General features: G+C 41.9%; 17 protein-coding genes and 2 tRNA genes. 14 read left to right on the top strand and 5 right to left on the bottom strand.

What is annotated here, in order from left to right:
• The first annotated feature begins 35 nt into the window (after nucleotides 1–35).
• Entirely contained in the window at nucleotides 36–965 is a 930-nt protein-coding gene (locus P4S60_RS17315; protein ID WP_063700595.1) for a DMT family transporter, read from the top strand.
• Nucleotides 966–1019: 54 nt separating this feature from the next.
• Here P4S60_RS17315 and P4S60_RS17310 read toward each other — a convergent pair whose 3' ends face one another.
• On the bottom strand, nucleotides 1020–1868 hold the full coding sequence (locus P4S60_RS17310) for a diacylglycerol/lipid kinase family protein (protein ID WP_337116752.1): 849 nt from the start codon (nucleotides 1866–1868) through the stop codon (nucleotides 1020–1022).
• A 324-nt stretch (nucleotides 1869–2192) separates the two neighbouring features.
• Here P4S60_RS17310 and P4S60_RS17305 point away from each other — a divergent pair, with 324 nt between their 5' ends.
• From P4S60_RS17305 to P4S60_RS17285, 5 genes are all read left to right on the top strand, one after another.
• Entirely contained in the window at nucleotides 2193–2333 is a 141-nt protein-coding gene (locus P4S60_RS17305) for a hypothetical protein (RefSeq protein ID WP_167350231.1), read from the top strand.
• A 227-nt stretch (nucleotides 2334–2560) separates the two neighbouring features.
• Nucleotides 2561–2651: transfer RNA gene (locus P4S60_RS17300), tRNA-Ser, on the top strand.
• 53 nt (nucleotides 2652–2704) lie between these two features.
• Nucleotides 2705–2797, top strand: a tRNA-Ser gene (locus P4S60_RS17295).
• Between the two features lie 108 nt (nucleotides 2798–2905).
• Complete coding sequence (locus P4S60_RS17290; protein ID WP_337116751.1) at nucleotides 2906–3406, top strand: DUF4124 domain-containing protein; 501 nt, start codon at nucleotides 2906–2908, stop codon at nucleotides 3404–3406.
• A 68-nt stretch (nucleotides 3407–3474) separates the two neighbouring features.
• The gene (locus P4S60_RS17285; protein WP_337116750.1) at nucleotides 3475–4242 is read left to right on the top strand and encodes an MBL fold metallo-hydrolase; all 768 of its coding nucleotides are present in this window, start codon (nucleotides 3475–3477) and stop codon (nucleotides 4240–4242) included.
• Nucleotides 4243–4254: 12 nt separating this feature from the next.
• Here the strand turns inward: P4S60_RS17285 and P4S60_RS17280 are convergent, their stop codons facing one another.
• Together P4S60_RS17280 and P4S60_RS17275 are read right to left on the bottom strand one after the other, a co-directional pair.
• Entirely contained in the window at nucleotides 4255–5370 is a 1116-nt protein-coding gene (locus tag P4S60_RS17280; RefSeq protein ID WP_337116749.1) for an aminotransferase class V-fold PLP-dependent enzyme, read from the bottom strand.
• Nucleotides 5370–6539, bottom strand: coding sequence for a PrnB family protein (locus P4S60_RS17275; RefSeq protein WP_337116748.1), 1170 nt, complete (start codon nucleotides 6537–6539; stop codon nucleotides 5370–5372). Before P4S60_RS17275 ends, P4S60_RS17280 begins: the two co-directional genes overlap by 1 nt.
• Nucleotides 6540–6652: 113 nt before the next feature.
• On the opposite strand from P4S60_RS17275, the gene P4S60_RS17270 reads away from it, so the two are divergent.
• The 3 genes from P4S60_RS17270 to P4S60_RS17260 all read left to right on the top strand — a co-directional run bounded on the left by P4S60_RS17270 (nucleotide 6653) and on the right by P4S60_RS17260 (nucleotide 9685).
• Nucleotides 6653–7114 carry an Lrp/AsnC family transcriptional regulator gene (locus tag P4S60_RS17270; protein WP_337116747.1) on the top strand — a complete coding sequence of 154 codons (462 nt, stop codon included), beginning with the start codon at nucleotides 6653–6655 and terminating at the stop codon, nucleotides 7112–7114.
• Between the two features lie 67 nt (nucleotides 7115–7181).
• Nucleotides 7182–8549: an alpha/beta hydrolase gene (locus P4S60_RS17265; RefSeq protein WP_337116745.1), complete on the top strand. Its 1368-nt coding sequence runs from the start codon at nucleotides 7182–7184 to the stop codon at nucleotides 8547–8549.
• Nucleotides 8546–9685 carry a GNAT family N-acetyltransferase gene (locus tag P4S60_RS17260; protein ID WP_337116744.1) on the top strand — a complete coding sequence of 380 codons (1140 nt, stop codon included), beginning with the start codon at nucleotides 8546–8548 and terminating at the stop codon, nucleotides 9683–9685. Before P4S60_RS17265 ends, P4S60_RS17260 begins: the two co-directional genes overlap by 4 nt.
• Here the strand turns inward: P4S60_RS17260 and P4S60_RS17255 are convergent.
• Complete coding sequence (locus tag P4S60_RS17255; protein ID WP_337116743.1) at nucleotides 9662–10252, bottom strand: DUF938 domain-containing protein; 591 nt, start codon at nucleotides 10250–10252, stop codon at nucleotides 9662–9664. The genes P4S60_RS17260 and P4S60_RS17255 overlap by 24 nt on opposite strands.
• Before the next feature lie 183 nt (nucleotides 10253–10435).
• On the opposite strand from P4S60_RS17255, the gene P4S60_RS17250 reads away from it, so the two are divergent.
• The 5 genes from P4S60_RS17250 to P4S60_RS17230 all read left to right on the top strand — a co-directional run bounded on the left by P4S60_RS17250 (nucleotide 10436) and on the right by P4S60_RS17230 (nucleotide 13537).
• Nucleotides 10436–10630, top strand: coding sequence for a hypothetical protein (locus P4S60_RS17250; RefSeq protein WP_337116742.1), 195 nt, complete (start codon nucleotides 10436–10438; stop codon nucleotides 10628–10630).
• A gap of 145 nt (nucleotides 10631–10775) precedes the next feature.
• Nucleotides 10776–11102, top strand: a complete 327-nt coding sequence (locus P4S60_RS17245; RefSeq protein ID WP_058585360.1) for a hypothetical protein — start codon at nucleotides 10776–10778, stop codon at nucleotides 11100–11102.
• Nucleotides 11103–11110: 8 nt separating this feature from the next.
• Entirely contained in the window at nucleotides 11111–12487 is a 1377-nt protein-coding gene (locus P4S60_RS17240; RefSeq protein WP_337116741.1) for a class II fumarate hydratase, read from the top strand.
• Nucleotides 12488–12636: 149 nt separating this feature from the next.
• On the top strand, nucleotides 12637–13122 hold the full coding sequence (locus tag P4S60_RS17235) for a hypothetical protein (protein WP_337116740.1): 486 nt from the start codon (nucleotides 12637–12639) through the stop codon (nucleotides 13120–13122).
• Between the two features lie 13 nt (nucleotides 13123–13135).
• Nucleotides 13136–13537, top strand: coding sequence for a hypothetical protein (locus tag P4S60_RS17230; RefSeq protein ID WP_337116739.1), 402 nt, complete (start codon nucleotides 13136–13138; stop codon nucleotides 13535–13537).
• Here the strand turns inward: P4S60_RS17230 and P4S60_RS17225 are convergent.
• Nucleotides 13530–13715 (bottom strand): hypothetical protein, encoded by a 186-nt coding sequence (locus P4S60_RS17225; RefSeq protein ID WP_054554683.1) that lies wholly within the window; start codon nucleotides 13713–13715, stop codon nucleotides 13530–13532. The genes P4S60_RS17230 and P4S60_RS17225 overlap by 8 nt on opposite strands.
• Nucleotides 13716–13762: the final 47 nt, after the last annotated feature.

Genomic DNA, 13762 nt, shown 5'->3' with positions numbered 1-13762 from the left:
AAAATGAACATACTTTCAATTTTTAGGTACTAACTATGAAAAGCGCCGCTCTTTACCTTGCTACAGTATTGATCTGGGGATCGACTTGGCTAGCTATTGAGTTTCAACTGGGTGATGTCGCTGTTGAGGTCTCTTTATTTTATCGCTTTGCCATCGCAGCCATTTTAATGTGGGCCTTTGTGCTGGTAAAAAAGCTCCCTATGCAATATTCACTGCGTGATCACGGATTTTTTGCATTATTGGCTTTATTTAACTTTGGTTTAAATTATTTAGTGCTGTATTGGGCGCAGAACTATCTCACCTCAGCAATGGCCTCAATTGCCTTTTCGATGTTGCTATTAATGAACATTATTAACACCCGTTTGTTCTTCGCAAAGCCAATTGCGAAACGAATTTACTTTGGCGCACTACTTGGCGTAATGGGTATTGCTAGCTTGTTTTGGCCACAAATTCAGCAATTCGACTTGAGTAATGGTGCGTTGGTCGGGTTACTACTTGCGCTGTCTGGGACCTTTGTGGCTTCATTGGGAAATATGGTCAGTGTTCGAAACTCTCAGCGTAATATTGGCGTACTTCAGGGCAATGCCTGGGGCATGTTATACAGCGCTTTAGGGCTAGCTGCTTATGTTTTAGTAAGCGATGTTGAGCTGACATTGAATGCCCCAACCAGCTATTGGGTATCGCTCTTCTATTTAGCAGTATTTGGTACCGTAATCGCATTTGCTTGTTACTTCGCGCTACTTAAAAATATCGGCCCTGAGCGAGCAAGCTATGTAATCGTATTGTTCCCGCTGGTTGCAGTGGTCTTAAGCACCTTATTTGAAGGATTCGAATGGCAAGCGAATACCTTTATGGGATTTAGCTTGGTGTTATTCGGAAATGCTATCGTGCTAACTCCAACTCGACAAATTAAAGCATTTTTTGCTGCACGTAACCTACAGCAAAAAAGCTCCATCCCCAGTTAGAAGTGACTATGTCGCCTCTAACACCAAGCGCTGGCAAATTTTGCCGGCGCTTTTTTATGGCGCATGAAAACGAAGTGCTTGTTTGTGAATCTTAACTTTAGCCGGAGTAAAACCAACGAGCTCACCATCGGCTTCTATAGCTAGTCCTTTCGTGGTGATCTCGGCAGTCGTTAAACGGGTATATTCCAGCGCGTGCAAACTATGATGCTTTACGAGCAGTAAATACAAAAAGCTGAGCAGGTTTTTCAATAAACCGCCAGCTGGCATGCAGTAGCAATCAAGCAGACCATCATTTAACTTTGCCCGAGGGGCAATCTTTAAGCCACCACCAAAGTAATGATGATTAGCAAAAATCGTCGCTAAATTACTGTAGTTGAGTGCTTTACCATTAAACTCACCCTGAAGTGATCGTGCCCGAAATGAAAATAGCTGTTTGATGCCCTGCCAAGTGTAGCCAAACGAGCTAAAACTTCCGGCTTTATTTAGTTTAGTCACTACTTCAGCGTCAAAACCTATTCCCGCCACATTAATAAAATAGCGTTGATTGATTTGTCCAACATCGATTAATTCTGTACGGCGATTAAAAACAGCGTCATACCAAGCCTGTTGTTTACACGCAAAGCCACGAGCGAAATCATTTCCTGTGCCTGCTGGAATTAACGCGATAGAACAGCGACTCGTCATTAATGCATTAACAGCTAAATGCAGCGTCCCATCACCACCAATCACCACAACTTGAGTCTGGTTTTTAGCCAAAAGTGCAATATCAGCGCAATCATTCTCAAACTTGCCTGTGGTTAAATACAATTCAGGCTCAATCTGTCTTTTTTTACATTCTTTTAGTAGCCAATCAACACTGTTTTTATGATTTTTTTTGTCACTTGGCTTTATTATTATCAACATCAACGGTTACTTCTTTTCTTGCATGGCAAAAACACCACGCTCGTTCAAATTATATTAATCTGAATAATTAATCACTTTCTCACTCTAAAAACGCATAAATAAAAATAGAAAAAGCTAAAAACCTTTATTTACTTACACTTCAACGCAAACACAATTGCATAAGCATGCAGAGCAATGTGTATTTAAAAACTTAACCCCATGTTAATAAAAGGTTTTCGGATTAGAAAAAGTTATCCGACAGACTCAATTTTTATCGTTTTATTTTTGTCCAGTTTGGTTGCAAAATACTCACGTTTTCAACCAAACACAACCCGGAGCAAAGTAATGAACCCAATTAATACATTAAACCAAAACGCTGCAGCTCATGTTGCCGTAAAACCAACAAACCGCAAAGCAAAAATGTTGGCAAAACTAAATCGCTACGGCAAAAAGTTAGCTCTTGGCGGCGCAGTACAACACAAGTAATCCCCAACCATGGTTACTTTACCGGTGCAGTAAACACCCAACCACTAACGAAGATCCTTCTTTAGCTCCTCCGTTTACTGCCCCAACCCCCTTCTTTTAAGTTAAAAACAGCAAATAATTAAACCTTTTCACAAAAAACACCCTCTTTACGCTCAAAAAACAAGCAAACAAACTTTTTCCTATTTACACAGCCGATTCAGCTAAGTATTATTCTCGCATCACGATGTGGAGAGATGGCAGAGTGGTCGAATGCACCGGTCTTGAAAACCGGCAGGGGTTTGTAGCCCCTCTAGGGTTCAAATCCCTATCTCTCCACCACTTATTTTTATTTGTTGATTTATTTCAGCAAATTACAATCAGAATTATGCGCTGGAGAGGTGGCCGAGTGGCCGAAGGCGCTCCCCTGCTAAGGGAGTATAGGGTTTGTAGCTCTATCGAGGGTTCGAATCCCTCCTTCTCCACCATTTTATTATTAAAAACCGCTTTTAAGCGGTTTTTTTATGCCCAAAAACTTGCACACCTCATTATATTTCATGCATGCTAAGTATCTATTTGCTACACAAAGTGATGCTATGTTTCGTTTTGCATTTTTTACTCTTGCCCTATTTGCCAGCGCCAACAGTCAAGCCACTATTTATAAATGCATGATTGACGGGGTTGCCACCTTTACGGAGAAGCCTTGTGGAAAAGATGCAGTAATCGTGAAAATTGCACCGCCACCAGCAAGTAGCCAAACACCAACTACAGAGCAGCCGCAAAAACCACAAAAGCCTGCCGACTTAAGTGTTGAGGATTATTTAAAAATTCAAAAAGCCGATCGTGAAATAGACCGCCTTCAGTTAGAAATCAAAGAACTACAAAAACAACAAAGTGAACGCATCGATAAACTCAATAATATGACGCAAGATGCCGCAAACAGATTAGGTGCGCCTTCTATTGAAGATGCTATCAGAAAACAAAGTGAGCGTATTAACGCTTACTATAAAAGCCAAATTGCCATCCTTGAAAAACAAGGAGCACAGTTAGAAGAAGGCAAGAAACAACTAACTGAGCAAAACAGCCAGTCCAATTAGTCTAGCTTACCAAAACTGGTCAGACATGATATAACAGGTTTGCTGATTAAGTTTAGGGATCAATCGTTTTGCAAATTCACACGCTCGAAGGTTATATCCAAAATATCTATTTGGTTGAGTATCCAGATAAATTGATGCTGCTTGATGGGTGTTGCCGTGCTGATGTGAATACTGTATTTGACTATATTACCGAGCAACTCGAGCGCCCCATCACAGACTTAAAACTGATTGTAGTCACCCATATGCACCCCGATCATGCCGGTGGAGCGCATGCATTAAGAAAGTTAAGCGGTGGCAAAATAGCGACGTCGAACGCCCCTGGGCAATGGTATAGAGGCATTGATGGTTTTTTAATGCATTTAACCGATATCGCTTTAGCTTGGTGGGTCGCAGGTAGGTTAAATAAAAAACGCCACAACCTTTGGTACAGCCGCCATCTAGATGCAGATTATTACCTCGCAACTGATGCAACCCTACCCGGCTTTGACGATTGGCAAGCACTGCATAGCCCAGGTCATACAGACCGAGATATTAGTCTGTATCATATTCCTAGCGAGCGAGTTTACATTGCTGATTTACTAGTAAAAGTAAAAGGGCAGCTTGTGCCACCCTTTCCTGTTTTTTACCCAAAGCTGTATTTAAACTCTTTGTTGATGCTAAAAGCGCTGCAACCAAAACGAATTATGTTTGCCCACAGTAACGAAGTTAGTATTGATGACATCGACTTTGAGCAAATTTTAGCGCTGGTCCCCGAAAAACCAATGACGCACTGGCGTTCTGTCAAAGCAAAGGCTCGACAAGCACTTAACCTAATACCAACTCGCAATAACACTTAATTAAGCGTTTTGTTATAAAGCGCTTTTCACAGTCTTGATAAATTTATCAATATCCTGCTGATCATTATAAATATGAGCTGAAACTCTTAAACCTAAGTGACGTTCATCAACCGCAATATTCGCAGCCTCAAGCGCAGCTTTAACAGCCGCTTGTTGCTCGCCAAAATGCATAATGGCCGTTCCAGAACATTTGTCAGCCTGTATTGGTGAGCGCATATAATCAGCTAATTGATCATGAAACTGAGCGAGCATTGCTAAGTTATGAGCGCGTACTTTCTCAATACCAAGATCAGCAAAGTAATTAATACTATGCGAAGCCAAAATATAAGGTGCAACTGAAGGGGTACCGCCCCAAAAGCGCAATGCGGTTTGATGATAAGCAAAGTGCTTAATATCAAACTCAAACGGATTTTGATGAGAAAACCAACCAACATCTTGTGGCTGACAAAGTGAAAGCTGTTTGCTGTTAACCCATAAATAAGCAGCACCAGGCCCACCACATAACCATTTTACACTCGAGCCCAGCATAAAATCGGCATCAAGCTTAGTTAAGTCGACCTCTAAAATACCCGCAGACTGCGCAACATCAAGTAGGCTCAATGTGTTGTGTTGCTTTGCTATATTGATAATTTCGTGGATAGGCGCTTGCTGACCCGTATTTGAATAAACATGACTTATAAAGACTAAATCAATATCATTATTTGCTAAATATGACAGCCAAACCTGCGCATCGGTTAAGTCTTCATGCTTATCAATAAACACGATTTCAGCACTTTCAGGTAGGGCTTTTTGCATTGCAAAACCCATGCTTGGAAAATCACTTTCTGCCATCAACACTTTGCAATTTTCTTGTTGAAGTCGCGGGTGCGACATCAACAGCTTGGTTAAACCACTCGATAAGTTAACTTGTGGGCAAAATAACTCACTTTGCGAGTTAAATAATTTAGCGAGACTACTCGTAAACGCCTCTACACCTTGCAACCACTGTTGCCATGGTTCTTTATTTTCATTTTGCCAAGCGGCAAAAAACTGCTGATGAAAATGCTGCTCAGCAGATTTTAAGGGGCGCCCAACAGAGTGGTTAAGCAAATAGCTGCCTTGTGGAATTACAAAATCGTCTTTACTCATTACTTAATCCACTGTTTTAACTTAGTTAAATCATCAAACCGAGTTCGAATATCGTCCCTTTTTGCTGCCGCACGGCGATCACGTAATTGCTCTAGTGAGTTAAGTAACACATGCAAAGGCGGCCCACTGGCTGTGACTTTATCCATATGCTGTTGCTGCATTTGCTGTGAAGGCTGCGCTATGTATTTACTGACCAATTGATTATGGTGGCCTATGGCAGTATCACCATGCAGTTTACACACTTGAATGAACAGCTTTAAGTTAGTTTGTAACCATTCGCTATCGCGCTCAGCTTCTGATGCTAAAAAGTCATCCATAATGCTTGTCATACGCATGCTTTCACGCAGGATCTGCTGATCTTCAGGCATCATATACAAGAATTTATCCACCAGCATTTGCGAGTAACTAGGTTCATTAGCAAAACAAAGACCAAGCAATAAATCGATAACATTAATGCCCGCAAAATCACCAGCATTCGCGCCACGATATACCTCTTTACCTACTCGATACGGCTTGTAATACGGGCGTACACAATAGAAAAAGCGGTCTGTATCGAGCTTGTTGTATAACTTATTATTCGACTCAATCACATCAAGCAATGCTTGTTTTGCCACTGCGAGTAAATCTGCTGCGATAGGGTGCGATATCCCTAACGGCTGAATTTTTAGTAAAGCATCCGCCGCACGCTTATACGCTAAAATACCCTTGGTATTGTAATCGACAAAGATTTTCTCATCTTCAAGATCTGTAAAGCGCTTATATAAACCATCAACCGCTTTATTGTGCGTGGTTAAATGCGCTGTTGCAAAACGCGGGGTTACACCAATAGATGCACCAATGTGCATTGCCAACGCAGAAGCTTCAACAAGCGGTGAGCTTGTTTCACGAGAAGGCTCAGTGATCTCATGTCGACGGCATGCCGCCATATACAAGCCAACATTACCTAATAAGTCAAAGGCGTTATCAAAGCCTTCATCGGTATTGCCTTCTGCCAGTAAAGCACGAATATGCTCATTACCCTCTTGCTCTAATTGACGCTTAAGGTGCTCACCGACACCCTCTACATTCGCTTTATCGTCTTGTTGCCAATATAGTTTTTCTAATTCGCTGTTGATCTCAACAAAACGGGTGCGAAGCCAGCTATCAAATGCCTTGGTGTTCTCAGTCACAGGCTCACTCCAAAATAATTATATTGCGGTAATGTTAACAGAGTTCAATGAGTGCTAATCGCCAAAATATAGACTAGAATCCATCTAGATTAGTGAAAATCACTCAAATAAAAATGAAATTAGATAAAAAAGACCAACAATTACTTAATGCTTTACAGGATAATGCGAGAACTTCTGTCTCGGAGCTGGCACACTCGGTTAGCCTGTCCGATACCCCTTGCCTACGCCGCATTAAAAAGCTCGAATCAGCAAATGTGATCAGCGGTTACCATGCTGCCATCAATCCTAAAGCCGTTGATTTAAATGTGTCTGTGTATGCCTTTGTTCGCTTAAACCAAAACTCTGTTGCCGCTGCTGAGCAATTTGAACAGCAGGTTGAGAAGCTTGACCATGTACTTGAGTGCTCTGTTATTTCAGGCAGTTATGATTACCTGCTAAAGATCGTTTCCGCTGATTTAGAAAGCTATGAAAGCTTTGTGAAACATAAATTAGGTAGCATTGATTGTATTGCAAACATCGAATCGACAGTAGTCTTAAAACAAGCGTTCACTAAGCGTCATTTACCGCTCGCTTGACGCAGCTTGCTTGCAAATAAAACATAACTCGATAAGCTAAAAACAGGCTTTAAAAGGATGCTTAAATATGAAATTCATCAACTTAGTTGCTATCTCTTGGGCCATCAGTGGGCTATTTAGCAGCTCATTAATGGCGCAGCAACAAACCTGCCTTACTCAGCTTGAAGACCAAAAACTGATGATGAAAAGCAAGCGCGAAGGACTGTTTAGAGAGCCATTACCACGCACACATAGCACCTTTAGCTATAATATCGAGCAAGCATTTAGTGACTATTTAACCGCAGCTTACCTGCAAATTAGTAGCGAAAATCCGCGTGCTAGTTTGCCATGCCCTGTTTACACCGACACCTATCAGCAGCTTGTTGCACAAGGCGCTCGACCAGCTAACGCGACTGTTGCCGATTTAATAAGCCCATTTGAACTTAAACAGGCCAATAGCCGTAAAGCCGTGCTCTTGATCCACGGTTTAACCGACTCCCCCTTTACCTATCACGACCTTGCACAAGTGTATTATCAACAAGGGTATACGGTACGCACAATTTTACTACCTGGGCATGGTACCGCTCCTGCAGCACTTAGAGACATAGATGCCGATGATTGGCAAAAGGCTAGCGTGTATGCCATTGAGCGCACATTAAAAGACTTTGATCAGGTGATATTAGGGGGCTATTCAACCGGTGCTGCACTGGTTATTGATTACTTAACTCAAGGCCCTGTCGATAGTAAAGTTACTGCTGCTATGTTGTTTTCACCTGCAAGCGAACCACACAATAAAAACGGTTGGCTAGCGAAATGGGTCGATGCGATTCCATTTGTGAATTGGATTGATAAAGACGCGGACCTTGATTTTGCCAAGTATGAGTCGTTTCCATTTAGTGCAGCCTCAGCTAGTCACGAAGCAATGAGCCGTATTAGCCTTGATGAACTACGTCATCGTCAACTCCCTAACGTAGCGATATTTAGCACCTTTAGTGATGTTGACACCACAATAGATAACCAAGCGACCTTTAAGATTTTAACTAAGCTGCACGACCCAAAAGCACGTAAGAATAACCAACTTGATCGGCTTGTATACTATGGTGACGACAAAAACATCCCAGCCAGCTTTCCAGCTGATTATCAAATAATTCGTGATGACTGCGACACCGATGACTGTAAAAAAATCAAAGGAATGTCACATATTGGTATTGTTAATAAACCCAGCAACCCTTACTACGGTCGCACAGCATTGTATCGCAATTGCGGCAGCTACTTAGATGACGACACGCTTTATACAGCCTGCAAATACCAAAAAGACGTTGTGATGGGTGAGCGCACAGCCGAAAATTTACAAACGCACAAACCCTTTGCACGACTCACGTTTAACCCTTATTTCGATAAGCTTGCTATGCATATCAACGGTTTCATCAAAGATATTGAATCGGCTGCACAATGAGTGAGTTTAGCCACCGCTGGTTTAATCAAATAAGCGAGATTGATGCCACTCTTTGGCAGTCATTTTTTGATGATACGCCCTTTACTGATCATGCTTTTTTAGCGGCTTTAGAACAAACTGGCTGTGCGACTGAAGTGTCGGGTTGGCAACCTATGCACCTAGCAATTTACCAGCAAGAACAGGTCATAGCCTTACTACCCGGGTATCTAAAACACCACTCTTATGGTGAATATGTATTTGACTGGGCTTGGGCTGAAGCCTATCAACAACATGGCCTAGAGTATTACCCCAAATGGCTGTGTGGCGTACCATTCACACCTATTGCTGGGCAAAGAATTTGTATAAATCACGATAAGCCCGCTGAAGTCTATGCGTATATTCAGCACGTACTCACAGCAACAGCAGTGCAATTAGACTGGTCAGGTTGGCATATAAATTTTTGCCACCAGCAACAAGCGACTGCATTAACTAGCGACACCGTAATGCAGCGTCATGGCGTGCAGTTTCAGTGGTTTAATGAAGGCTATAAATGCTTCGAGGATTTTTTAGCTTCACTCACCGCAAGAAAGCGCAAGTCACTCAAAAAAGAACGCGCTAAAATAACTGAACAGCAGATAGCCGTAGAATGGATCGAAGGTGCTGACATCAGCAAACAGCACATGCAGCAATTTAGTCATTTTTACCGCCAAACCTATTTGAAGCGCTCAGGCCACAATGGTTATTTGAATACCGCCTTTTTCGAGTTATTACAGCAAAGCATGGCCGACAAACTGGTGCTAATGTTCGCTAAATATCAAGGAGAGGTGATTGCCGCCACACTCAGTTTTAAAGATCAGAACTGTTTATATGGTCGGTACTGGGGAACGAACTATGAGCTCGATAGTTTGCACTTTGAGCTTTGCTATTACCAAGGCATAGAATACTGCATTGCCAACAAACTAAAACAGTTCCATTCTGGCGCGCAAGGTGAGCATAAAATAAGTCGCGGCTTTAAGCCCGTAAATACCTATTCACTGCATCATATTCAGCACACTGATTTTGCAGCTGCCATTAGTGATTTTATTACTAGAGAACGCCAACATATGGCGCTCTATAAAGCCCAATGCGAAAGCTTACTGCCTTTTAAACAGCAATAATTGGTTATTCGCTGGCATTTGCACATCTTCAACAAAGGTTAAGCCAGCTTGTTCTGCAAGTTGGCAAATCGCTTCAAAATCACGGATTGCACTACGTGCATCTTGCTGTTTTAAAAATGCATCGAATTGTGCATTACTGGCACTGGTATACTTACCTTGATACTTAAATGGTCCATAAATACACAATTTACCTTTAGGCGCTAAATGCTTTGCTACACCTTGGAAAAAGCGCTCCACCAGTGGCCAGCTAATAATGTGCATTGTATTCGCAGTGAAAATGGCATTCACAGTTTCAACCGGCCAAGGATCATTAAGGTCGAGCGTGAGTGGCGCATGCAAGTTAGTTAATGCAGCTTCTTGATGCCATTGTAAAATCCCCGGGTGATTAACCTCGCGATCACTACAATGCCACTGCAAATGTGCTAAATGCGTTGCAAAATGCACACTATGTTGCCCAGTACCAGAGCCGACTTCTAATACATCCGTCACATCAGAAAAGAACGCTTCTAATACGTTTAAAATAGGTAATTTGTTGTTTTCACAGGCTTGAGAGAAGGGTTTATCCATACAAATTAGTGCACCATGTTTGGTAATTAGTGCACAACAGTAAAGCAAAAATAAATAATAAAGTCGCGGTGAATTTATTAGTTAAAAATATAAAACTATTATTTTCAACAAGTTAAATTTATTAATCAATATTGGTACAGCTTATGCTATTTCTTAAGTGAATTAATCAATAGGAGCAATATTATGTATATCTCACCCTACACCGCTGTAGATGCAGCAGTTGCAGCCAGCGAACGTGCTGAAAGCGAAAAAGCCGCCTTAACAAGTTGTGACGACAGAGCAACCGTGATCGATCTTCTTTCTCAATGTAATAAAGAAAATGTACAGGCGCCGAAAAAACATGAAACAGACCAGATTTTTATTCTCGGCTACAATTAATCACACACAGTTAATCCATTCAGTCTTAGCTTCATTATATAAGACTTGCACTAAAACCGATTAGCTGTAATGATAACAATTATCATTACAGCTAATCGGTTTTTCTATGCACTCTCACAATGCTATGCTCCATTATCAGCGGCAAATGAAATGTGTTTGCCAAAGACCTGGGTTACATGCCCCTGCGCTTGTTGCTAACTATGTTGAAGCGGGTTTAAACATTGCACGCTATTACGAAAAGCATCACAACTTTATTTTGCAAGAGCTGTATCTAAGACGCACCTTTCATGAACTACTTGAAAAGATGTGTGATTCATTAGTGCATAATGCAATTCGTAAACAATGTTTGGCTCAGCTTTATAAACCGCAACTTGCGCTAAAGCGTTACTACAAAACTCATAACTGTATTGAAAAGTATTTCAGTTTGGAGCGAGAAGCGTGTCTTCTCAGCCAAGAATTTAACCCGATTTAGGAGTGTTTATGAGCCAATTTAGAACCGAATCAGATAGCATGGGTGAACTACAAGTCCCTGCCAATGCGTTGTATCAAGCTCAAACGCAACGCGCTATCAATAACTTCAAAATTAGTGGCTTAGCCATGCCTAAGCAATTTATCACCGCCCTCGCCTACATTAAGCAAGCTGCCGCTCAAAGTAATGCTGCTTTAGGCCATTTGAGCCAAGGTAAAGCCAAAGCCATTGAGCAAGCATGCCAAGAGGTCATCGACGGTAAACATTTTTCAGAGTTTCCGGTTGATGTATTTCAAACAGGCTCTGGCACTAGCTCAAATATGAATGCCAATGAAGTCATTGCAACGCTGGCGAGCCAATTTGCAGGCGAAACCATTCACCCCAACGATGATGTGAACATGGGACAAAGCTCAAATGATGTGATCCCCACTGCGATTGCTGTAAGTAGCGCTATTAACATCATTTATGAACTGTTTCCTAAACTCGATAAACTCAGTCAAAGCCTACAAAATAAACAGGCCGAAGTGGGCCATATTGTTAAAACCGGTCGCACTCATTTAATGGATGCAATGCCTGTTAGCTTTGCACAAACACTGGCCGCATGGCAGTTACAAGTTGATCATGCAATGGCAGGCATTCGCCAAGCTCTTGAACGAGTTTGTGAACTCGCACAAGGTGGCACAGCAGTTGGTACTGGTATTAATGCCGACCCTGCGTTTGCTGGTGAGTTTTGCCAACACTTGAGTGAGAATGTAGGTATTCGCTTTAGCCCGAGTAAAAACTTCTTTTATAACATCGGTTCACAAGATGCCATTGTTGGGCTGTCAGGCCAGCTAAAGGTACTTGCTGTAGCACAAATGAAAATAGCCAATGACTTGCGCTGGATGAACTCTGGCCCACTTGCTGGTCTTGGTGAAATTGAACTTGAAGCTCTACAGCCAGGTTCATCAATTATGCCGGGTAAAGTAAACCCAGTGATCCCTGAAGCGGCCGCTATGGTCAGCGCACAAGTAATTGGCAATGACGCTACCATTACAGTGGCTGGTCAAGCGGGTAACTTTGAGCTCAATGTAATGCTGCCTGTAATTGCCTTAAACATTTTGCAAAGTATCGAACTGCTGGCGAATAGCAGTGAAGCACTAGCAGATAAAGCGATTGCCAGCTTTAAAGTAAACCAAAGCAATGTTGATAAAGCCCTCGCTAAAAACCCAATTCTGGTTACTGCGCTTAATCCGGTGATCGGCTATAGCAAAGCCGCAAAAATTGCCAAATTAGCTTATCAAGAAGGTCGCCCTATTATTGATGTTGCTGCTGAGCATACGGATATTTCGCGCGAAGAACTGAGCGAGTTACTGAACCCTGCCAAACTAACCCAAGGTGGTTTGTAATACCTACTTATTGCAGATAGATTTAAAACTTTTATCTTATTGTAGCTCTGTGAATACAGAGCTACTTACTGAAAGCTAACGTTTTTATTGCTCCACTTTGAGCAATGTGTATGATAGTGAGTACTTATTCAACGATTTTTAGGTATGTTATGCGCTATCCACTATTGGCAATTTTATTTCCTGTGTTATTAACTGCGTGCTCGGACGCTGCAACTAATGAGCAAGCCGAATCAACGGCAACCAGCAATAAACTTGTCGAGGCACCAAAAGTCGTTGAAATAAAAAACGCTGAGGAAGTGACCAAAGCAGCCCCAGATAAAGCCACTATTAGCTCTGCCCATGAGCAACTTAAACAATTAATCGATGATCCAAGCTGTGACAACAGCAGCCAATGTAAAGTATTACCTGTTGGTAGTCGTGCTTGTGGCGGCCCAAGTAGCTTCATTGTTTATTCAACCAAAACAGCCGACACGGCTGAGGTTGAAAAACTTGCAAAAGATATCACCGCCCTTGAAAAGCAATTTAACGCAGCAAACGACATGATGAGTATTTGTCAGCATCTAACCGCACCAGGTGCGCAGTGTTCTGAGAATACTTGTGTTAGAATCGAAGGCTCAGCGGCAAGTGTATACTAAGGAATAAGCAATAATGGTTCGTTCATCGATTTTCAAGAAACTGTTCATCACCACAACTGTATTAGCAAGCATTGCTTTAAACGGTTGCGAAACAACAACGTCGGGTAGTTCTGCGCGCGTTGATTTAGGTGATTTAAATGATCAGCTGAACGATATCGTTAGCAATAATAGCTGTACTGCGAGCTTTCAATGTAAAGTGTTAGAAGTTGGTGAGCGAGCATGTGGTGGCCCAAGTCGCTATGTGGTCTATTCAACGTTAAACAACGCACAAGAACAAGCTGAGCAACTTGCAGAGCGAATTACAGCCGCTGAAAAGTCATCTGAGCAAGCATTAACCGTTAACGATTGTTCGCCTGTCCTGCCGGTACAATCGCTGTGTATTTCGCAGCAGTGCCAAGCAATCGAGATTAAGTAAACAATGCAATAAGGCCGGATACTATCACCACGCTGATGATACAAATCCCGGCCTTATAAATGTACTTTACCTGCATTGTATTATGCACCCAGTAAGCGTAAATGTAGCGAACAAAGTAACTTGCTGCAGTGCCAAATAATGCAAAAATAACTAAATACGCAAGTAAAATAATATCCAAAGTCATGTCACTTCTTTAAAACATCTAGTCTCAGTGTAAGGGCTTAA

Source organism: Pseudoalteromonas sp. Hal040, from assembly GCF_037162425.1.
GTDB lineage: Bacteria > Pseudomonadota > Gammaproteobacteria > Enterobacterales > Alteromonadaceae > Pseudoalteromonas > Pseudoalteromonas gelatinilytica.
Note: the sequence above shows the minus strand (reverse complement) of the source record. Positions and strands in the feature narration are given on the sequence as shown.